The organism is Pseudomonas sp. F2 (assembly GCF_057174385.1).
In genome coordinates this window covers 2414502-2436118 of record NZ_CM169904.1, presented here as the reverse complement: position 1 = coordinate 2436118, position 21617 = coordinate 2414502, and the positions used below count along the sequence as shown (strand labels likewise).

Annotated in this window: 19 protein-coding genes; 13 read left to right on the top strand and 6 right to left on the bottom strand. The window is 58.3% G+C overall.

What is annotated here, in order from left to right; genetic code table 11:
• Positions 1-6 precede the first annotated feature (6 nt).
• From AC193Q_RS10800 to AC193Q_RS10780, 5 genes are all read left to right on the top strand, one after another.
• Entirely contained in the window at positions 7-1119 is a 1113-nt protein-coding gene (locus tag AC193Q_RS10800; protein ID WP_483879531.1) for a polysaccharide pyruvyl transferase family protein, read from the top strand.
• Positions 1116-2345: an MATE family efflux transporter gene (locus tag AC193Q_RS10795; RefSeq protein WP_483879530.1), complete on the top strand. Its 1230-nt coding sequence runs from the start codon at positions 1116-1118 to the stop codon at positions 2343-2345. The genes AC193Q_RS10800 and AC193Q_RS10795 overlap by 4 nt, the downstream gene beginning before the upstream one ends.
• A complete protein-coding gene (locus tag AC193Q_RS10790; protein WP_047600104.1) occupies positions 2336-3439 on the top strand; it encodes a hypothetical protein in 1104 nt (367 codons plus the stop codon). The genes AC193Q_RS10795 and AC193Q_RS10790 overlap by 10 nt, the downstream gene beginning before the upstream one ends.
• Before the next feature lie 12 nt (positions 3440-3451).
• Positions 3452-4495: an acyltransferase family protein gene (locus AC193Q_RS10785; RefSeq protein ID WP_121186367.1), complete on the top strand. Its 1044-nt coding sequence runs from the start codon at positions 3452-3454 to the stop codon at positions 4493-4495.
• A gap of 209 nt (positions 4496-4704) precedes the next feature.
• On the top strand, positions 4705-5844 hold the full coding sequence (locus AC193Q_RS10780; RefSeq protein ID WP_121186365.1) for a GDSL-type esterase/lipase family protein: 1140 nt from the start codon (positions 4705-4707) through the stop codon (positions 5842-5844).
• Between the two features lie 91 nt (positions 5845-5935).
• Here AC193Q_RS10780 and AC193Q_RS10775 read toward each other — a convergent pair whose 3' ends face one another.
• Together AC193Q_RS10775 and galU are read right to left on the bottom strand one after the other, a co-directional pair.
• Positions 5936-6340, bottom strand: coding sequence for a mannose-1-phosphate guanylyltransferase (locus tag AC193Q_RS10775; RefSeq protein WP_095668739.1), 405 nt, complete (start codon positions 6338-6340; stop codon positions 5936-5938).
• A gap of 37 nt (positions 6341-6377) precedes the next feature.
• Complete coding sequence (galU, locus tag AC193Q_RS10770; RefSeq protein ID WP_047295217.1) at positions 6378-7211, bottom strand: UTP--glucose-1-phosphate uridylyltransferase GalU; 834 nt, start codon at positions 7209-7211, stop codon at positions 6378-6380.
• Positions 7212-7600: 389 nt separating this feature from the next.
• Here galU and galE point away from each other — a divergent pair, with 389 nt between their 5' ends.
• From galE to AC193Q_RS10740, 6 genes are all read left to right on the top strand, one after another.
• Entirely contained in the window at positions 7601-8617 is a 1017-nt protein-coding gene (gene galE, locus AC193Q_RS10765; protein WP_121186363.1) for a UDP-glucose 4-epimerase GalE, read from the top strand.
• A gap of 231 nt (positions 8618-8848) precedes the next feature.
• Positions 8849-9085 (top strand): hypothetical protein, encoded by a 237-nt coding sequence (locus tag AC193Q_RS10760; RefSeq protein WP_003226528.1) that lies wholly within the window; start codon positions 8849-8851, stop codon positions 9083-9085.
• A 90-nt stretch (positions 9086-9175) separates the two neighbouring features.
• Positions 9176-10291, top strand: coding sequence for a polysaccharide biosynthesis/export family protein (locus AC193Q_RS10755; protein ID WP_183082857.1), 1116 nt, complete (start codon positions 9176-9178; stop codon positions 10289-10291).
• Between the two features lie 8 nt (positions 10292-10299).
• Positions 10300-10965: a YjbF family lipoprotein gene (locus AC193Q_RS10750; protein ID WP_483879529.1), complete on the top strand. Its 666-nt coding sequence runs from the start codon at positions 10300-10302 to the stop codon at positions 10963-10965.
• Entirely contained in the window at positions 10962-11723 is a 762-nt protein-coding gene (locus AC193Q_RS10745; protein ID WP_476286768.1) for a capsule biosynthesis GfcC family protein, read from the top strand. Before AC193Q_RS10750 ends, AC193Q_RS10745 begins: the two co-directional genes overlap by 4 nt.
• A complete protein-coding gene (locus AC193Q_RS10740; RefSeq protein ID WP_121186357.1) occupies positions 11720-13798 on the top strand; it encodes a YjbH domain-containing protein in 2079 nt (692 codons plus the stop codon). The genes AC193Q_RS10745 and AC193Q_RS10740 overlap by 4 nt, the downstream gene beginning before the upstream one ends.
• Positions 13799-14536: 738 nt before the next feature.
• On the opposite strand, the gene AC193Q_RS10735 is transcribed toward AC193Q_RS10740, so the two are convergent.
• From AC193Q_RS10735 to AC193Q_RS10725, 3 genes are all read right to left on the bottom strand, one after another.
• Complete coding sequence (locus AC193Q_RS10735) at positions 14537-15931, bottom strand: undecaprenyl-phosphate glucose phosphotransferase (RefSeq protein ID WP_121186355.1); 1395 nt, start codon at positions 15929-15931, stop codon at positions 14537-14539.
• Between the two features lie 390 nt (positions 15932-16321).
• Complete coding sequence (locus AC193Q_RS10730; RefSeq protein ID WP_041074648.1) at positions 16322-16966, bottom strand: winged helix-turn-helix domain-containing protein; 645 nt, start codon at positions 16964-16966, stop codon at positions 16322-16324.
• A gap of 279 nt (positions 16967-17245) precedes the next feature.
• Positions 17246-17986: a winged helix-turn-helix domain-containing protein gene (locus AC193Q_RS10725; protein WP_121186353.1), complete on the bottom strand. Its 741-nt coding sequence runs from the start codon at positions 17984-17986 to the stop codon at positions 17246-17248.
• A 507-nt stretch (positions 17987-18493) separates the two neighbouring features.
• On the opposite strand from AC193Q_RS10725, the gene AC193Q_RS10720 reads away from it, so the two are divergent.
• The gene (locus tag AC193Q_RS10720) at positions 18494-19327 is read left to right on the top strand and encodes an undecaprenyl-diphosphate phosphatase (protein WP_007969588.1); all 834 of its coding nucleotides are present in this window, start codon (positions 18494-18496) and stop codon (positions 19325-19327) included.
• Positions 19328-19379: 52 nt separating this feature from the next.
• Here the strand turns inward: AC193Q_RS10720 and dusA are convergent, their stop codons facing one another.
• On the bottom strand, positions 19380-20390 hold the full coding sequence (dusA, locus tag AC193Q_RS10715) for a tRNA dihydrouridine(20/20a) synthase DusA (RefSeq protein WP_483879528.1): 1011 nt from the start codon (positions 20388-20390) through the stop codon (positions 19380-19382).
• Positions 20391-20492: 102 nt separating this feature from the next.
• Here dusA and AC193Q_RS10710 point away from each other — a divergent pair, with 102 nt between their 5' ends.
• On the top strand, positions 20493-21617 hold the full coding sequence (locus AC193Q_RS10710; protein ID WP_473016014.1) for a site-specific integrase: 1125 nt from the start codon (positions 20493-20495) through the stop codon (positions 21615-21617).

The window sequence follows — 21617 nt, the reverse complement described above, 5'->3', positions numbered from 1 at the left end:
AAGCTTATGAACGTAACGATTTTGCATGGCTACAGTGCGTCCAACTCAGGTGACGGCCTGCTCGTCGATCTGGCCATCGCGTTGGTGCAGCGCAACTTTGGCGAAGACACTTCGATCAACGTCGTGGCCTCCGACCCGCAGTCTTTCGCCTACCTGCCGCACCCGCGTTTCGACGCGCCGGTGATGGCGGCCAAGGGCTTGGGGCGGGTCAAGCAGGCGGTGTTCCTCAATCAGTCGTATGCCGGGCTGGCGGATCTGTTGCGCAAGACCGATCTGATCGTCGGCGTCGGTGGCGGCTACATGCGCTCGAAAAGTGCCTTCGAACACATCAAGCTCAAACTCGGCCACGCCAAGCAACTGGAAACGGCGATCCTCAGCAAGGTGCCGTCGGTGTACCTGCCGCAAAGTATCGGCCCGTTCCATGGCGAGAGCCGCCAGATCGTCGATCACTACGCCAGCGCTGACGCGGTGTTCGTGCGCGATAACCGCTCCTCGGCAATGTTCGATGCCTGCGAAAATGTCTACCGCGCGCCGGATCTGGCGGTGCAGTCACTGGCGAGCAAGATCCTTCAGCAACCGAAGTTCACTCGCTGCGCCGCTTCGCCGGCCACCGTGTGCGTGGTGCTGCGCAAGCCGCCGGAATGGAGCAAGGAAAAGAAGGTCGCCTACGTCGCCAACCTGAAGCTGCTGCTGCAGCGCCTGAAGAACAAAAGCAAAGTGGTTTGCGCCGTACAGAGTGCCGTTCGCGGTAACGACGACGGTGCGTTCTATCGCGAGCTGGGCATCAGCGAAGAGCTGCTGTCGTTGAAGGCGACGATTGCCAAATATCAACCGGACCTGGTGATCTCGGTGCGTCTGCACGGCGCCATCGAATCGCTGTTGTCCGGTGTCCCGGCGTACCACATCAGCTATGAACGCAAAGGCTTTGGCGCCTATCAGGACATGGGCGTGGAAGACTGGGTGATCAATGGCGGCGACATCAATGTCGACCAGATCATCGACACCGTTTATGCGCCGAACGCGCTGTCGAACTTCGGCAAGCGCCTGACCGACACTTGCCGCGAAATCGAAGCCAAGACGGTGATGATGGACGAGATCATCAAAGGCGTCGTTCGATGATATTCCGCTTGCTGCTGCGCGGCGGAGCCTTGGGCGCGAAGTTTCTGCTGGTGTTGGCCATCACCCATTACCTGGGCTACGAAGCGCTGGGGTTTTATGGCGTGGTGGTCGCCGCGTCGCTGATCGCTTCGAAGTTCTACAGCGTTGGTTTCAGTTCCGAGATCAATCGGTTGATCAGCGTCGGCGGCAGCTCGCGGCGGGTGGTCGACAAAGTCCTGCTGCTGTACCTCGCGGTGGGGCTGCTGCTGTCGCTGGCAACGGTGGGGATCTATTCGCTGTTTCAGCAGGTCGAGGCGGGCACCGCGCTAATCCTCTGCGTGACGCTGGTGTTGCTCACTGAACACCTGTCCTTCGAGATCAACTCGTTCGTGTTTTCCGCACAGAAAGCCACCGCGGGTGCGCTGCTGTTCTTCATCAAGACCGGTCTCTGGGCGCTGCTGGCGGTGGGCGCGATGATGCTCGACTGGGTGTCGGGCATCGCCAGTGTGCTGTGGTTGTGGGTGGCCGCCAACGTGTTGGTGATCGTCGCCGGTTACCTGATCGTGGTGAACGTGCACAAGGGCCGGGTCAGCGAAGCGCTGACGACGGCGACCGTGTGGAAGGCCGGGTTGCCGTTTTATTTCGGTACGGGCTTGATCGCGCTGAGTCAGTATGCCGAGCGCTTTCTGATTGCCGACCTCGAACCGTATGCCAATCTCGGTAAATACGTGTATGCGTGGTCGGCGGCGAACACTCTGCAGGCGCTGTCTTACGCGGTGGTGGCGGTAGTCGGCATTCCGGTGCTGGCCAAGCGGTTTCAGGCGGATCAACAGGCGTTCAGCGTCCGGCAGTTGTTCGTCAACAAGTGGGTGATGCGCTCGTTAGCGGTGTCAGCGGCGGTGGCCGTGCTGATCTATCTGTTCTTCAACGTGGTGCTCGATTACGTCGCCAGCAGCGTGCCGCGTCCGGATAACGCACTCCTCGGCGTGTTGATCTTTTCCTTTGCTCTGCGGGCCATCGGCGACATCGTCTGGGGCGGTCTGATCGCCTCGAAAAACAGTCGGGTGTCATTCGCCAGTGCGGCGATTTGCTTGCTGGTGTCGGTGCCGGTCAGCTACCTGCTGATCAAGCACTATTCGATTTATGGCGCGGCGTGGGGCAATGTCTTTGCGATCATCGTGCAGCTCGGGGTGATCGCCGTGTTGACTCGAGCGGCCCGTGCCAAAGGGGCGCTGGCATGGGGTTGAAGTTGCCGTGCATCGAGTTTCGCGGCCGCAAACTCGATTCCTCGCTGTCGTTCCTGATTCTGTTTACCGGGCTGTTTCTGTCGGTGGCGATGCCGCTGCTGATCCCGCGCGATCCGGGGCCGGATGCGATGACCTTATGGTCGTCCTACGCCCGCGCCGACAACTGCAATTTCTGGAACCCGTTCTCGCCGGATCGCTCCTCCTACGAGTGTTCGGCGTTCCTGCTGCGGCCCACCGGGATCAACCTGACCAACGCCTGGGCCTACGGGATGTTCTGCAACTTCTTCCTCACGGCGATCCCGGTGGTGGTGTTTCGGCGCATGCCACTGGCGATCTTCGGCACCCTGTGCCTGTGGGGTGTGGTGCGTTCGTTTTTTCTGGAAAACCTGACCAAGGAAATCATCGTCTCGGTGGCGGTGCTGAGCATTTTGTTCAGCGCATTGACGCGCAAATACCGCGGCGGTTTTTTTCTCTCGGCGGTGATCTATGGCGTGCTGATCCGGCCTTACTGGATTCTGTTTTCGCTGTCGTGGGTCGGCGTTTGCGTGATGAAAAAGTACGTGTCGCGCTTCACCTTCTTCCTGATGCTGTTCCTGTTTTACCTGGCGGTGGCCATGGCGATTCAGCTGGCGCTGGGCTTTCCGGTGTCGTCGATTCGCGCCAGCAACAACGAGTTGCGCACGGCGGGGGAGGAGGGGTCGAAATCGCTGATCGTCTCGTGGCTCAGTGGCAGCGACTTCGTCTCGCAGGCGCTGGACTCGATGATCATTTTCTTCCGGTTGTCGTTCCCGGTGGAGCTGATTCTGTTGTCCGGGCCGGGTCAGGTGATCTTCGTCGCGCTGATGATCATGACCGCGCTGCTGCTGTTCAAAGTCATCACCTCCACCGATTACAAAGGTGCGCCGATCGAGACCAAACCCAAGGAACTGATCGCGATCCCGCTGGCGTTTCTGTTGGTGCAAGGCTTGTTCGAGCCGGACTTCGGCTCCTTTGCCCGACACTTTTCCATGGTGGTGCCGGTGCTGTTTGTCGGCCTGGGCCTGATGTTGCGTGCGAACAAACCGGTGCGGGTTGAGTCACGCGTTCTGAATTGAGGCAGGTGCTGTATGTCGAGCAAGAAAAAGTCCCTGGAAATCGAAACCCTGCGTGGTCTGGCGTGCCTGCTGCTGGTGCTCTACCACGTCATCGGCCCGTTGGGCGGAGGGCTGAAAATCGATCTCGGCTCGCCGTTCCGGGTGATCGCCGATTCGATGGTGTACGTGCGCATGCCGCTGTTCACCTTTATTTCCGGCTACATCTATTCGATCTACAAAATCCGTGGCAATGACTTTTCCGCATTCTTCAGCGGCAAGGTGCGACGGTTGATCGTGCCGTTGTTTTGTGTCGGTGTGCCGTTCTCGGTGTTGCAGGCGGTGGGGCCGGGGGTGAACAAGGACGTCGGGGTGATCGATGCGCTGCTGTCGTTCTGGGTGCCGGTCAATCACTTCTGGTTCCTGCAGGCGGTGTTCATCATTTTCATGTTCGTCGGCCTGCTGGAATGGCGTGGGATGCTGCGTTCGATGACCCGCTTGTACCTGCTGTTCGCCTTCGCTGCGGCGCTGTTTCTGCTGCCACCGTTCAAGCTCGATGCGTTCGGCATCAACGGTGCGATTTACCTGCTGCCGTTTTTTGTGGCGGGGATGATCGGCCAGGAAAATGTCGAGGCGTTGAAGCAACGGTTCAAGGTGATCGGGCCGCTGGTGTTTGTGTTGATTTCGTTGACGCTGCTTTACGTGGCGGCGATTGATCGTGAGTTGATTGTCGACCGCCGTAGCCTGATTGGCTTGACCGTGGGTTGCGTGTCCTGCATTGCTTTGCTGTCGAGTGACATGCGCTCGAAGTGGCTGACCTGGCTGGGCGGCTACTCTTACGCGATCTTCCTGTTTCATGTGTTGTTTGCGGCGACTTCGCGGTTTGTCATGGGGCGGTTGGGGGTGAAGGACGAAAGCATTCTGGTGCTCACTGGCCTGCTGTTCGGTCTGTTGGGGCCGGTGGTGCTGTCGATGATTTTCAGTCGCTTCAATGTCACTTCGGTGCTGTTTTTGGGCGAGCGTGCGGCGAAGAAAAAACCGGTGGCGGGCATTGCTCCGGTGGTGCCGGCCAGTAGCTGAAAAGCTTCGCGAGCAAGGATCTCTGGAACTCACCATCTCTGTGGGAGCTGGCTTGCCAGCGATGGGGCCAGATCAGATGAAGTTTATGCGCCTGACCCACCGCCATCGCTGGCAAGCCAGCTCCCACAGGGTTTGGGTGTACAAGGATTTAGCGGATGACCTCAACCGCTGCTCGCGAAGGGGCCATTCCAGACTGAAGGAAATAATGCATGTTGGCAGTAAATGACGCTCAGCCCGTCGCGGCGTCGGTGGTGGAAGTGGGCGATGCCCGCGAGCGCTTTGCGCAGTGGCGCGAAGGCAAGGCCGGGAAGGTGTTGTCGGTCTCGGTAATTGGCGACAGCTACAGCGCCGGGCAGGATTTCTACCTGAACAAACTGGTGCAGCGCGTGGCCGGCGAGGTCGGATTTGCCGGCCCCGGTTATGTCGGTTTCAACCATGGCGCGGCGCTGGGCGGCACGCATTTCAAATACACCCGCAGCAGCGAAAAATACTTCGGCGGTGGCTGGCAAGTGTCCGGCCTCGGCCAGGCCAGCCCCGACAGCCGCACGGTGATCGGCAAGCCCGGTGCCTGGCTGCAAATCGATGCCAGCCCGACACCCGCCATCGACACCCAAGTCACCCAGGCGAAATTGCTCTACCTGGGCAACGGCGAGCCGAGTGAGCTGCGTTACCGCTGGACGCCCGCACAAGCCTGGCAACCCTTGAAACTTGAAGGTTCAGGCGTACAGGAACTACCGCTCGCAGGTCTTTCGGCAGCCGCAGACTGGTCGTTCAAACTGGAAGTGGTGAAGGGCGCACCGACTTTGTTTGGCCTGTGGCTGAGCAACGAGCAGAACGGCGTGCGGGTCTCGAAACTGGCGGCCTCGGGCGCGGCCTCAGCGGACTTCTATCACCGCGATCCGCAATGGCAAGTGCAGTGGAAAGCCGCCGTGTCGAAGATCCCCGCCGACATTTACCTGATCATGCTCGGCGGCAACGACCAGGGTTTCGGGGTCAAACCCGAGCAGTACCTGCACAACGTTCAAGGGTTGGTGGCGATGATCCGCGAGATCCAGCCGGCGGCGAGCATCAACCTGATCATGCGTCAGGACACCACGCGGTCCAGTGCCTATCCGATGTCGGCGTATGCGCAGGTCTTGCAGCCGTGGGCGCATGAGCAGCAGTTGGGCTTTGCCAATCTGCAATGCGCGTTCGGCCCTGACGTCAAACGCTATGCAGCGGCGATGATCGGGCCGGACAAGATTCATCCGCAGCCCGCGACGGGTGGGAAAGTGATTGCCGACTACTTCTATCGCTGGATCGTCAGTGGCATCAACGCAGACAGTTGCGACCCAACGAAACCCCTGTAGGAGCTGCTGAAGGCTGCGATCTTTTGATCTTGATCTTAAAAACAAAGTCAAAAGATCGCAGCGTTCCGCAGCTCCTACAGGGGGAGTGTTTTTATTTGAAGTGATCTATCTGGCTCAGGAGCTCCGCAGTCTTCTGCGGCATCAGTTGCGTCGCACACCGTGTCTCGACATTGATGATGATCGCCGGCTCGTTGCAGCACAGGCGTACGCGGAAGCGCCAGTCGCTGAAGATCACTTTCAGGCCATCGCGGTCGTCCATTTCCAGCGCCTGCTCGGCATACAGGTGTTTCAGATGGGCGAGCAGGGGATAGGGATCGGCCAGCGGCCGGCGAATGTCGCCGGACGAGGGAAACATGCCGATGCGTTCCACCAGCAGGATGCTGCCCAGCCAAGACTCGTTGGCGCTGGGCAACGGCTGATGCCGTGACAGCCGGCTCACCGCCCCGAGGTTGCCCACCTCCCGTTCAATCTCTGCTGCATGCTGTGCCATGTTCATGGTTGCCTCCTGAAAAGAGAAGTGGGCGGAAGCCGTCTCAGCGGCCCTTGAGGTAGACGTTGTCGTAGCAGAAGTTGGTCGCCTGCAGATAACCCTCGGCGTCACCGCAGTCGAAGCGCAGGCCCTTGAACTTGTAGGCCAGCACGCAACCGTTCTGTGCCTGTTTCATCAGCGCGTCGGTGATCTGGATCTCGCCGCCCTTGCCCGGTTGGGTGTCGGCGATCAGGTCGAAGATGTCCGGGGTGAGGATGTAGCGGCCGATGATCGCCAGGTTCGACGGCGCGTCCTGCGGCGCCGGTTTTTCCACCATGTTATTGACCCGGTAGATGCCCTCGGACATCAGTTCGCCGGCGATCACCCCGTACTTGTGGGTCTGGTCGGCCGGGACTTCCTGGATGGCGACGATCGAGCAGCGGAATTTCTTGTACAGCTGGATCATCTGCGAGAGCACGCCGTCACCGTCCAGGTTCAGGCACAGGTCATCGGCCAACACCACGGCGAAGGGCTCATCACCGATCAACGGACGGCCGCTGAGAATCGCGTGACCGAGGCCCTTCATTTCCACCTGACGGGTGTAGGAGAAGGTGCAGGTGTCGATCAGCTCGCGGGTGCCGGCGAGGAATTTCTCTTTCTCGGTGCCGCGGATCTGGTGTTCGAGTTCGTAGCTGATGTCGAAGTGGTCTTCCAGCGCACGCTTGCCCCGACCAGTGACGATGGCCATGTGTTGCAGGCCGGCGTCCCGTGCTTCTTCAACGGCGTATTCGATCAACGGCTTGTTGACGATCGGCAGCATTTCTTTCGGCATGGCTTTGGTCGCCGGCAAGAAACGCGTGCCATAACCGGCAGCGGGGAACAAACATTTACGAATCATAAAAGTATCCTGGACAGTCATGGAACACAGGCAACGGATGCGCGCACTTACGAACGCGCACAAGTTTCAATGATTATTGAACGAGTACTTTAATACCTGAGTCAGGTTGTTAATGGCAATTAGTGCGGAGGGTAAAACCTGACAATGTTATGAGATGTCGGTTATAGCGTTATTGGTTATTTTTAGTCGGTATCTGTTGATAGTGATGAGTGCACTCGGGGTGCTAATAAGTACCGGGCAATACAGTTTGACCTGCAAAAATATTTATTGCCAGTGGTTGAACTAATTTTGTTTAAGGCTGTTGTCGTCCTTATTTGTGTGGTGCGCCACAGATTCAATGAAAGGGACTTGACAGGCTACTTGTCACTTATCCAATGACGGACCGCGCTATGAAGATTCTGGTAACGGGTGGCGCCGGCTATATCGGCTCGCACACCACACTTGCGCTGCTTGAAGCAGGTTATGAAGTTGTTGTACTGGATAATCTTTGCAACAGCAGCGATGCGGCACTGCATGCGATAGAAGGTATTTGCGGCAAAAGCGCGCTGATGATTCGCGGCGATGTCTGCGACCGGCCGTTGCTCGACCGGATTTTTCGCGAGCATCAAATCGACGCGGTGCTGCATTTTGCCGGGCTCAAGGCCGTCGGCGAGAGTGTGCGCAAGCCGCTGGATTATTACGAGAACAACGTCGGCGGCAGCATCACGCTGTGTCAGGCGATGGCGGCGGCCGGGGTGTTCCGGCTGGTGTTCAGCTCGTCGGCCACGGTGTACGGCGAGCCTGAGCAGATGCCGATCCGCGAGGATTTCCCCACCGGTATTCCGACCAATCCTTACGGCCAGTCCAAGCTGATCGTCGAGAACGTGCTGCGCGACCTGAGCCAGGCCGAGCCGCGCTGGAGCATCGCCTTGCTGCGTTACTTCAACCCGATCGGCGCGCATCACAGCGGGCATATGGGCGAAGACCCCAGCGGCATCCCCAACAACCTGCTGCCCTACATCAGCCAGGTCGCGGTTGGCAGCCTGCAGGAACTATCGATTTTCGGCGACGATTACCCGACCATCGACGGCACCGGGGTTCGCGATTACATCCATGTCGTCGACCTCGCCGATGGCCATCTCAAAGCCCTGCAATCGATTGCCGATCGTCCGGGCATTCACACCTGGAACCTCGGCACCGGCGACGGCTACAGCGTGATGCAAGTGCTGCATGCCTTCGAACAAGCCAGCGGGCGTCCGGTGCCATACCGAGTGATGCCGCGGCGCAGCGGCGATATTGCCGAGAGTTGGGCCGACGCCTCCAAGGCCGCAAAAGAACTTGGCTGGAAAGCCACGCGCAGTTTGCAGGACATGGTCACCGACACCTGGCGCTGGCAATCGAATCATCCACGCGGTTATCTCGAATGATGTCGTTCTAATACTGAATGTTAGTTTCGGTCAGCTGTTAGATATCGTCGGGAAAATACGCTGGAAATGCCTTTTGCAAGTCCGTAGATATAAACCTGCCGTTCGACTTTTATCAGTTGGGTAAGACTGTGAAAGAACGACGGATCTTGTTCGCGATTTTCGCGAACTTGAACGCTACCACCGCTAACTCAGGCCGGTTTTTAACAGGCCGAATGTTAGAAAGGAGTTGATATGAAAAAAGTGATGGCGATTGCCCTGTTGACGATGTTGAGCAACTGGGCGTCCGCTGCTGAAGCGCCGCTTACTGCGGTGACCAATGTATCTGGCAGTGTCGCGGCTTCTACAGCGCCTGCTGCCAGTACTGCAATGGTTGCCAGTGCAGTCGCGGCGTCCAACAGCGGCGGAAGTGCCAACGGCGGTACCACGGGCACCACCGGTACTACCGGCACCACTGGCACGCACAACTAACAGGAACATTTGTTAGTGCAGTACAGGGTCGCCCGACGCAAGTCGGGTGACTTTATTTTTAGATTCGCCCTTGGATAGCGTAGTGCCATTATGACTCGTAGTTTTTCTCTTTTGCTGTTGGCAAGTATCGCTTTGCAAGGTTGCATGTTTTCCCCCGGCCAATACCTGAGCACCGGCGACATCACGCGCCAGGGCGCCAGCGAAAGCAGTCGGGTCGAGCTGATTCCGATCACGCCCAAGCTGATCTCGATGACCCGCGCCACGCAAAAGCGTGAGTCGGTGCCGGCGGAACTGTTGGCAACGCCGGCGGAATACCGCATTGGCAGCAACGATGTGTTGTACATCACGGTCTGGGATCACCCGGAGCTGACCGCGCCATCGGGGGCACAACAGCAGATCGACGCCAACGGTCGACTGGTGCGCTCCGATGGCACGCTGTACTACCCGTTCATCAAGGAAGTGCAGGCGGCCGGCAAGACCATTCAACAGCTGCGCTCGGACATCGAATCCCGCCTGTCGGCATTCATCGCCGAGCCGCAAGTGGATGTCGCGGTGCTGCGTTTCGCCAGTCAGAAAGTGGTGGTTTCGGGCGCCGTGGCGAAGGCCGGTCCGCAGCCAATTTCCACCAACCCGCTGAGCGTGGTCGAAGCCCTCGGTACGGCCGGCATCGACACCAACAACGCCGATCTGTCGGGCCTGCTGCTGACGCGCAATGGCCGGGTGTATCCGCTCAATCTCGACTCGCTGAACCAGCAGGACTCCGAGTTGCAGCACGTCTTCCTCAAGGGCGGCGATCAGTTGTATCTGCCGTACAACGACAACAAGCGCATCTACGTCATGGGTGAAGTCAACCAGCCCCGCGCGCTGAGCTTCAAGACCGCGACGATGAACCTCTCCGATGTGCTTGGCTCGGTCGGCGGCTTGAGCCAGACCACCTCCAATGGCAACGCGGTGTATGTGATTCGCGGGGTGGAAAACCTCGATGTCGAGCCGGCGAAGATCTATCAACTGGAAGCTCAGTCGCCGACCTCAATGGCACTCGCTTCGCATTTTGAAGTGCGTCCGCAGGATGTGGTGTACGTCGGCCCGGCCAACGTCACGCGCTGGAACCGCTTCATCAGCCAACTGGTGCCGTCGGCATCGATCGTCGGGACCGGGGCTTCCGCTGCGAAGAACTGGAGCGAATTCAGTAACAACAGCAAATAAGGCCGACCGTGAAAACCTTGAAAGTGGGCGTCTGCCTGATGGCGGCCTTGATGTTGTGTGGCTGCAACCCGCTGATGACCGCCTCGGTGCGCAACCTCAAGTCGGCGGTGATCGGCCCGGACGAGCTGGACGTGAGCGCGGCCCAGGTGGCCGAGGTCAAGTACCCGCAAATCAAACTGACCACGCCGTCCGGCTCCGGGGTACTGGCGCTGGTGCGCGAGCGTGAAGACCTGCAGTTCTGGGTCGCCTCCGGCAAACAGGTGTTGCTGCTGCGTGACGGCCTCGCCGTGCGCACCATCGGCCTCGGTGTCGAGGGCGATCTGGACGGCACGCGGCTGGCTGACAACGCGCCGTTCAAACGTGGCCTGCATCAGGTCGCCGACGGCTTCACCAGTCAGCGCTGGATCGACCTGTACAAGGGCCAGGAAGTCGGCTTGATCGTCAACAGCCGGTTCTCCCGCTGTTCCACGCAAACCCTGCACATTCTCGACAAGGAATATACCGTGCTGCGTGTCGACGAACGCATCGACGTCCCGGCCATCGGCCTGCGCGCGACCAACCATTACTGGGTCGATCCGCTGGACGGTTTCATCCTGCAGAGCGAGCAGCAACTGACCACGCAACTGCGCGTGCGCATCGTGCAACTGACCCCTGATCGCAGGCATCTGCCGTGAAGCGCTTACGCATGTTATCGGCAGGGTTGTTGTTGCTCAGCGACGTCAGTCAGGCAGCGGTCACGGTCAGTGGCGATGTGGCCAATCCGGGGCCGGTGGAATTGCCGCCGGGCGGGCGCTTGCTCGACGTGATCAGCGTGGCGGTGCCGAATGCCGAAGGTTACTGGCTGGCCGGCGTGTTGCTGCGCCAGTCGTTGCTGGAACAGCAGGCGCGGCTCAAGGCCGGAGTGTTGTTCGATCTCGATGTCTTGCAGCGCATGGCCTCGTTGTTTGATCGACCGAGCCGCGCGGCACTGGCGCTGCGTCTGTCCGAGCAGGTGCGGCAGATGCCGGTCACCGGGCGCCAGGTAGCGGACCTCGATCCGGTCGCGGTGGAAGTCGGTTTCGCGCGCAACATGCGTCTCGACGATGGCGATCGTCTGATCTACCCGAAACGGGTCGACGAGGTGCAAGTGCTGGGCGCGGTTGCCGAGACCTGCCACCTGCCTTATCAGCCCTTGCTGGAGGCGCGCGAGTATCTGGAAAACTGCACGCCGCTGGACGATGCCGAAGCCGATTACCTGTGGCTGATCCAGCCCAATGGTGCGGTGCGGCGCGTGGGCATTGCGCACTGGAATCGCGAGAGCGGGCAGTTCCCCGTGGCCGGCAGCAAGATTCTGGTGCCGGTGAAAAACGATGATCTGGATCCGCCTGTTCCTGAACTGAATCAGCAGTTGGCCGAATTGATTGCCACGCAGCTGGCTGAGGTGGTTCGTTGAAGTTACGTGTTGCAGCTGTGTTGTTATTGCCGTGCGGCCTGGTGTATGCCGAGCCGCGTATTACTCAAAATGATTTTGGTGGCACCGGTCTGTTGCAGACCCCGACCGCGCGCATGGCGCCGGCCGGCGAACTGAGCGTCAATGCCAACCGCACCGAGCCTTACAGCCGCTACAGCGTGTCGTTGCAGCCACTGGACTGGCTCGAAGGTTCGTTCCGCTACACCGCGATCACCAACCGGCCGTACGGCCCCGAGGCGCTGAGCGGCAGCCAGAGCTACAAGGACAAGGCGGTCGACGCCAAAGTCCGGTTGTGGCAGGAAAGCCACTGGGCGCCGGAAGTGGCGCTGGGCTTCCGAGACATTGGCGGTACGGGTCTGTTCTCCAGCGAATTTTTTGTCGCCAACAAACGTTTCGACAATTTCGATTTCAGCGCCGGCATTGCCTGGGGTTATCTGGGTAATCGCGGCGACCTCGACAACCCGCTGGGCTACGTCAGTGATCGCTTCGATACCCGACCGGCTCTCGAAGGTACCGGTGACGTCAACTCCGGCTCGTACTTTCGCGGTCGGCCGTCGTTCTTCGGAGGCGTGAGCTACCAGACGCCGTGGGATCGACTCAGCCTGAAACTCGAATACGAAGGCAACGACTACAAGCACGAGCCGAAGGACAACGTGATCAAGCAAGATTCGCCGATCAACTTCGGCGCGGTGTTCAAGGTGGCCGATTCGGTGGATGTCAGTGCGGCGTGGGAGCGCGGCAATACGGCGATGTTCGGCATCACGTTCCACACCAATTTCGTCAGCCGCAAAGCGCCGGCCAAGACCTACGATCCGACGCCGGAACCGCTGCCGGCGAAGATGCCAACCACGCCGATGGAACAGGTCAACTGGGCCGACGTGTCGCAACGTTTGCAGCAGAATGCCGGGTACAAGGTCGAGCGCATCAGTCAGCGTGATTCCGAGCTGATCGTCTACGGCGAGCAGCAGCGCTACTTCCATTCGTCCAAGGCTGTTGGCCGCGCGAGCCGGATTCTCGACAACAGTGTGAACGACGACATCAACTGGTTCACCGTGGTCAACAAGCGCTACGACCTGCCGCTGGAAGAGACCAGCGTGCCGCGCCAGACCTTCCGCGAAGTGATCAACAACGAGGAACCGCTGGAGTCGCTGCACCGCACCACCGAGATCAACCCGGCGATGCCGCACAACGAGAAAACCCTCTACAGCGAAGCGCCACAGCACTTCAATTACGGCGTCGGCCTGGGCTTCAAGCAGAACGTCGGCGGCCCGGATGGTTTGCTCTATCAATTCAGTGCAGACGCGGACGCGGAGTACCGCTTCAACCGCAATACCTGGTGGAACGGCTTGCTCAGTGCCAACCTGGTGAACAACTTCGACAAGTTCACCTACGACGCGCCGAGCGGCCTGCCGCGGGTGCGTACCGATTTGCGTCAGTACCTGACCACCTCGGAGGTGACCATGCCGTTATTTCAGGTCAGCCATGCCGAGCAGTTGGACAAAGACCTGTATGGCATGGTCTACGGCGGTTATCTGGAGTCGATGTTTGCCGGTGTCGGCGCTGAGGTGCTGTTCCGGCCGACCGGCGAGCGCTGGTCGGTGGGGGCGGATCTGAACTACGTGCGCCAGCGCGAGTTCGACCAGGGTTTCGGCCTGCGCGACTACTCGGTCTGGACCGGGCACATCACTGGCTATACCGATTTGCCGTACGACACGTTGGCTGCGGTCAGCGTCGGTCGTTATCTGGCTGGCGACTGGGGCGGTACGCTGGACATCTCTCGCGAGTTTTTCAACGGTGTGCGTTTCGGCGCTTGGGCGACGATCACCACGGCTGGCAGTGCCGAGTACGGGGAGGGTAGTTTCGACAAGGGCATCTACCTGTCGATCCCGTTCGACGAAATGATGAGCATGTCGACCATGCGCCGCGCCAATCTGGTCTGGGCCCCGCTGACCCGTGACGGCGGCGCCAGGCTCAATCGCAGCTTCCAGCTGCACTCGATGACCGATAGCCGCGAGGGTGACATGTTCTACCGCAACTTCTCGAAGATTACCGAGTAACCCCAGAGCCTGCTCGGGAGCTGTGGGAGCGGGATGAACTGGATATCCCGATCCACCCCCAATCCCTGTGGGAGCGAGCTTGCTCGCGAAGGCGCCAGTCCATTCAAAACCCATGTTGCTTGACCCACCGCTATCGCTTGCAGGCAAGCTCCCACAGTGATTTTGTGGTGTGCCCGATTTGAGTGAACACCGCCGGACCCTGTGGGAGCGAGCTTGCCCGCGAAGGCGTCGGCACATTCAACATCTCTGTCGGCTGACCCACCGCCATCGCGGGCAAGCCACGCTCCCACAGTGGATCGGGATGAACTGAATATCCCGGATCCACCGCCGGACCCTGTGGGAGCGGGCTTGCCCGCGAAGGCGTCGGCACATTCAACATCTCTGTCGGCTGACCCACCGCCATCGCGGGCAAGCCACGCTCCCACAGTGGTTCGGGGTGAAGCAAATATCTTGATCGACAACCCAATCCCCGTGGGAGCGGGCTTGCCCGCGATGGCGTCGGCACATTCAACATCTCTGTCGGCTGATCCACCGCCATCGCGGGCAAGCCACGCTCCCACAGTGGTTCGGGGTGAAGCAAATATCTTGATCGACAACCCAATCCCTGTGGGAGCGGGCTTGCCCGCGAAGGCGTCGGCACTGCCACCCTCGCAACCGCCTGATCCCACCACCAAATCCCGCCCACAAAAAAGGGGACTTTCGTCCCCTTGCGCTATCGCCTGGCTTGTCACCAGTCCATCAATAAATATCTTTCGACAACAGCGTAAACGGCGTCTTCACCAGGATCTTCAGATCCAGCCACAACGACCAGTTGTTGATGTAATGCAGGTCCATCTCCACCCGACGCTGCATCTTGTCGAGGGTGTCGGTCTCGCCACGGCAGCCGCTGATTTGCGCCAGGCCGGTGATGCCCGGTTTGATTCGGTGACGAGCCATGTACGCGAGGATTTTCCCCGAGTAGTAGTGGTTGTGCGCGACAGCGTGAGGGCGCGGGCCGACCAGGGCCATCTGCCCCTGCAGCACGTTGAACAACTGCGGCAACTCATCCAGAGACGTGCGGCGGATGAAGCGTCCGACGGCGGTGATGCGCGAATCATTACGGCTGGCCTGAACCACTTCACGATCATCGTGCACGCGCATCGAGCGGAATTTCCACACCTGAATTACCTTGCCGTTCCAGCCGTGGCGATCCTGTTTGAAGAACACCGGCCCCGGCGAGTTGATCTTCACCGCCAACGCGATGAACAGCAGGACCGGGCTCAACAGAATGATCGCCAGCAGCGCCACGCCTTTTTCCACCAGACTTTTGCTCAACGCAGCAGTAGGGCGGCTGGTCAGCGGGCTTTCGTTGAGGCAGATTGCCGGCAGACCATCCACGACCTTCACCGAGTGGTTGAGCAGGGTCAGACTGTTCAAGTCCGGCACCCAGACCACATCAACGTTGGCCCCGAGCAAATCGACGTACATCGCTTCGATTTTCGCCGCTTCCGCCAGCGGCAGGGTGATGTACAGACGGCGGATGTCATGATCCTTGATCAGTTGCAGCAGATCTTCCTGATCGCCCACCACCCGTGGTGCATCCGAGTCCAGAACCGGTTTCGTGCCATTGCTGACCAAACCTACCAGTGGCAGGTTTTCCACCAGACTGATCTTCTGCGCCAGGCCCAGCGCCAACTCACCCGTACCGACAATCAAGGTTTTCTGCGCATTGGTACGGGAACGCTGGTAGTACTTGGAAAACGCATGCAGCGGCGCGTACAGCAGCGCCTGACCGAGGAAGCCGTACACCGCCCAGCTCAGCGTCACTTCACGGGAAAACACCTCGTCGGCCTTGCACACGAACGCGATGCCGGCCAGCGCGAGCATGGTCATCGACCAGCCCATGAACAGACGTCCCAGACCCGTCAGGTAATTGTCCTGTTTGCGATAGACGCCGCTGAACGTGTACGCCGGTACCGAGGCCAGTACCGCCAGTGTTGCGCACAGGCGGTAATAGAACTCGACGGTGCCGGTATGGCGTTCAGCAAGTACGAACAACAGCGCGACAATGAAACCTTGCGCCAGCGCCCATTGGCCCCAGAAGGTAAGTCCCTTGAGGCCGCTATTTCGATTGATCCGTAGAGAGAGTTCCATGAGATATCCCCAGAAATACGTCCATTCAGGTTTCGACAGTTAAAGTCCGAGTTGCTAGATAGGCTTGTTGTTGTTATTGGACGAGTGTCCTGAGGTAACAACGTCGATAGGCCGAACTGTCGTCAATCAATAGACTAAGTTATTGCCGGAGAGGGTGTCTGACGAGTTCTAACAAGATGGCACTGTGCCAACTTTCGAACAATCAAATACAAGGCTGTTAGAAAAGGTCGTGGAGCAAGGGGTGAATAAATGATGTTGTGTTTGTTACTGTAGGAGGGGTGGAGGCAGGGAACTTTTATTTACCAGGGAGGTGAAGTCAAACAGAGTGCTCTTGTTGTTTTTGTAATCGCACTGTTTTCTGTTTGTTTTGTTCGCGGAGATCGTGCGTGTTTACGCAACGATTTCCTGGATGAGGCAATAACCGCGGTTTCTTACGGCACGGAACAATCGCTCCCCATTACTGGCGCTTTTGAACTTGTCCTGCAGGCGACTCAGGCACATCTCCAGGCCACGATATTGCTCCGGTTCACGGCCGATGCTGAGGATCAGATCGTCGCGGCTGACAACGCGCTCTTCGTGATGGAGCATTTTGCGCACCAGCGCGGTTTCCAGTCCGGTCAGGCTGATTTCGACGCCTTCCTTGATCAGGGCGCCTTGATCATCGTCCAGATGCCAGGTCGTGTTGCCAGTGGCAGCGTCCTCAATGGCGGCAGTGCGGTTGTCGCTCTCTGCACTCTGAAACGGCTTCGCCGATTGTGCGGACAGCCATTCCGATTCGAGGGTGGCGAGGATGCGCTGGGTATCGTGTTCAATTGTGCGGGCCACGTGTTTACGGGTGCCGCTTGGGTAAGAGAACTCCATCAGCATGGGCGCGGAAGAGGGCGAAGTAGCACCTTCAATAAACATTTGTGCCTGAGACGTGCCAAACGAATTGAAGCGCTCGCTGGACAGAATGCTCTCAAGTTCACGCTGCGACGTTGTACTGTGAGTCACGACGACAAAATATTTTCTCGGGAGGGTTGTACTCGTTTCCATGTCTCTCTCCTAAAATGTGCACCAAAATGGGCGAAAAGATAAATCGGCAGGCGAGCAATGACTTCCTCGGAAGTAATCGACAGGCAGGGTCTGGGCTTAAAATGGCCCTCGATAAGTTCCACTCGTTCTGCTGCTATGTTGTGAAGTTTATTGTTATGGTTCGGTGTAGCCGTGCTCATTCAATGGCTTGATTATAATTAGATGTGAAGTACAACTAGAGCGGTATGGTTGCATATGACGATCCTTCGTGATTATGCAAAGAGGATGGCTGCCCGAGAGTCAGGCAGTCGATATCAGACCCCGCATCAGGCGATAGCCGTAGCCGCGGATGCTCTGAATCGCGTTCGTACCATACATGTCCTTGATTTTTCCACGCAAGCGGCTGATGGATTTTTCCAGCGCTCTCGGGTCGTAGAAATGGGTGTTGAGCCCCATGATGCTGGCGATTTCATCATGGCTGAGGATGTGATTGCTGGTCTGCGCAAAGGCTTCCAGGATCTTCATCTCGGCGAACGAGATGTCGAGTTTCTGACGGGGGCTGCCCAGCAGGCAGATACGCGTAGGGTCGAGCGTCAGATTAATATCCCGCTGCCATTCTTCACTGTTGAAGAACTCACCGAGCAGCTCGTCGCCCTCGTCGGCAAGGGTATTGAGTTTGATACAGAAGTCGGCACCAGCCAGAAAATACTTGATCTTGTTGAACGCGCCGCGACCGGTAATGACCGCGCAGATGATCGGCTTCAAGTTGTCGCTGCGCAGGCTTTCGATCAGCGCAAGATTGTCTTCCAGCGCTTGCGGAGTATCGATAACGATGAAAATGGCGCGATACGGACCAGAAAGTTCATTGTTGAAGGAACTAGTGTACGACTCGGCCTCAAGTGCCATATCTGTGCGAACGTGCTTCGCGATCAGCGCCCTGAAATTTTCGGCCACGCCACGGGTACGACCCAGAGTAAGAACACCGGGTACGTCGTTAGTCGGGCGCGGACTTCTAGTCGCCAAGTTCCCTGAGAGCATCATGCATTGACTCGAATTAGGTGCTGACATCGGGATGTTAAAGCACCGGTTCTCATCTGTGACTGACAATTGGTAACATTCACGCGATTTTTAGACGTGGCTCCCGAGTTTTCTAACAATAATTAAGCATTTCAAGCTTTTAGTTGATTTTCTCGGGGCTGTGAACTAGTCGTTACATGGTGGCAATGTGGAATTGTGCCACTATTTTGAATCTATGGCGATGGCTTTATTCATGTCCAATTGCCACTGTTCACGATCCTGAGACAGTGTGAGCTGGATCACACTTTATTGGCGAATCGAACTTTTTTCTACTATAGGCCTAAATATTTTTCGGGTAGTTGGTAGGCGGACGTTTATTAACATGGCTTGAGTGTGTCTTTTGATAAGACATATTCTCCGTCGCCTGATCAGGCAATGGGTGTCGCGTTATACCGATTGTTTAACTTCAGATACTCAATTCCTGAATACAGTTGACCGGTCGCTCAGCAAGAGCGCTCTGACGGAGGATTAATGGATTTCTGGACCTTTATCCAGGTGTTGATTTTGGGCGCGGTAGAAGGCCTGACCGAGTTCTTGCCGATCTCCAGTACCGGCCACCAGATCATCGTCGCCGACCTGCTGGACTTCGGCGGCGAACGCGCGATGGCGTTCAACATCATCATTCAACTGGGGGCGATCCTGGCCGTGGTCTGGGAGTTTCGCCCGAAGATCTTCGACATCGTCAAAGGCCTGCCCACCCAACGCAATGCGCAACGTTTCACCCTCAACCTGCTGATTGCCTTTCTGCCGGCGGTGATCCTCGGCGTGCTGTTCGCTGACAAAATCCATCAATACCTGTTTAACCCGATCACCGTGGCCATGGCCTTGGTGGTGGGCGGCATCGTCATGTTGTGGGCGGAACAGCGCAGCCATGTGGTGAGCGTCGATCACGTCGACGACATGCGCTGGTCAGACGCGTTGAAAATCGGTTTCGTGCAATGCCTGGCAATGATTCCCGGCACGTCGCGCTCGGGCTCGACCATCATCGGCGGTTTATTGTTCGGCTTGTCCCGGAAAGCCGCCACAGAGTTCTCGTTTTTCCTCGCCATGCCGACCATGGTCGGCGCCGCGGTGTACTCCGGCTACAAATACCGTGACCTCTTCCAGGCCAGCGACCTACCGGTGTTCGCCCTCGGATTCGTCATCGCCTTCATCTTCGCCATGATCGCCGTGCGCGGCCTGCTCAAATTCATCGCCAACCACAGTTATGCGGCGTTCGCCTGGTACCGGATCGCGTTTGGCTTGTTAATTCTGGCGACGTGGGTGTTTGGCTGGGTGAACTGGACGGAAGCGGCGGCGGGGTGATGCGCACGCCAGGCGGATCAACCCGCCTGGCGCGTTTTACGGAAGGAGGGCATCAACGCCCTTGCAGCAACTCACCCGCCTGATCCAGCAGCGCCAGCGGATCCTTGGCCTTGTGAATGTCCACCGACAACAACTGACGGAATTTACGCGCCCCCGGGAACCCGGTGCCCAACCCCAGAACATGCCGGGTGATGTGATGCATCGCACCACCCGCCTGCAAATGCTCGGCAATATAAGGCCGCAACTGCGCCAGCGCCTCGGCACGGCTGATCACCGGCGCGCTGCTGCCGAACAACTGCTGATCGACCTCCGCCAGCAAATACGGATTGTGATAAGCCTCACGCCCGAGCATCACACCGTCGAAGGTCTGCAAATGCTCGTGGCAGGCCTCCATCGTCTTGATCCCGCCGTTCAACACAATCTCCAGCTCCGGAAAATCCGCCTTCAACTGCGCCGCCACGTCATACCGCAACGGCGGAATGTCGCGATTCTCCTTCGGCGACAACCCCTCCAGAATCGCAATCCGCGCGTGCACGGTAAAACTGGTGCACCCGGCATCCCGCACCGTCCCGACGAAATCACACAACTCGGCGTAACTGTCCCGCCCATTGATCCCGATCCGATGTTTCACCGTCACCGGAATCGACACCGCATCGCGCATCGCCTTCACACAATCCGCCACCAACTGCGGATGCCCCATCAGGCACGCACCGATCATATTGTTCTGCACCCGATCACTCGGGCAGCCAACATTCAGGTTCACCTCGTCGTAACCATGCGCCTGCGCCATGCGCGCGCAGGCGGCCAGATCGAGCGGAACACTACCGCCGAGCTGCAGCGCCAGCGGATGCTCGGCTTCGTTGTGACGGAGGAAACGTTCGTGATCGCCGTTGAGTAGGGCGCCGGTGGTGACCATCTCGGTGTAGAGCAGAGCGTTCTTCGACAGGAGGCGCAGGAAGTATCTGCAATGCCTATCAGTCCAATCCATCATGGGTGCAACGGAAAACCGTCGAGATAGCGCAGGGCTTGAGTTTACTGGGCTGGAGTGGGTATTTGGTACCATTTGGCTCAACGTATTTATAGCGTGTTTTTAGGCGTTTTCAGGCGTTTTTTCGATGGCGCTGGTACAATGTACCAATCACTTTCGGAATTGTACCAGTCGATTATGGCAACGATCAGAGCACGAAAACGCACCGATGGCTCAGTCAGTTACACGGCACAGATACGCCTGTTTCGCGATGGAGCGCAAGTCTACCAAGAGAGCCAGACCTTCGCCCGGAAACAGGCGGCACAAGCGTGGGTGCGGCGACGTGAGGCAGAGCTAGATCAGCCTGGTGCGATTGAGCGGGCGAACCGCAAGGGCGTCACCGTTCAGGACATGATCAAGCAGTACTTGGATGAAATGGAGAAAGTCCGGCCGTTGGGTAAAACCAAGGAAGCCACTCTAAATGCTATCGCGGCGACGGAGTTTGGCCAGACCGTTGATTCGGCTATCAACAGTCAACGATTGGTGGATTTTGCACTCTGGCGAATGAGTAAAGAGGGCGGCGGCGTCCAGCCGCAGACGGCTGGCAACGATTTGGCGCACCTTGGGGCTGTCCTTTCGATTGCGCGTCCCGCTTGGGGGTATGAGGTAGACCCTCACGCGATGCCGGACGCTCGGAAGGTGTTGAGGAAGCTCGGCTACAACATGAAGAGCCGGGAGCGCGATCGTCGTCCAACGAAGGACGAGCTGGATAAACTTTTGGAGCACTTCGTCAGCATGCAGCAGCGTAGGCCTAGTTCGATCAACATGCTGAAGGTGATTGGCTTCGCGATTTTTTCCACGCGTCGGCAGGATGAGATAAGCCGAATTCAGTGGGAGGACGTCGATGAGTCGAATCAGCGGGTGCTGGTGAGAGATATGAAAAACCCCGGGCAGAAAATTGGCAATGATGTTTGGTGCCACCTACCCGACGAAGCCTGGAGAATTCTGCAGAGCATGCCAAAAGAGCGTGGGGAAATTTTCCCGTACAACTCGTCGTCGATCTCCACGGCCTGGGCGAAGGCGTGCAAGTTTCTAGAGATCGAAGATCTTCACTTCCACGATCTGCGACACGACGGAGTGAGTCGGTTGTTTGAGATAGATTGGGATATTCCGCGGGTGGCCAGTGTGTCTGGGCATCGTGATTGGAATTCATTGCGTCGATATACCCATCTGCGCGGGCGAGGTGACCACTATGCCGAGTGGCCGTGGTTAAAGAGGATAATTCAGGCGCCCGTGAAGTTGGGCGCCTGGGGTAAGCAGTGA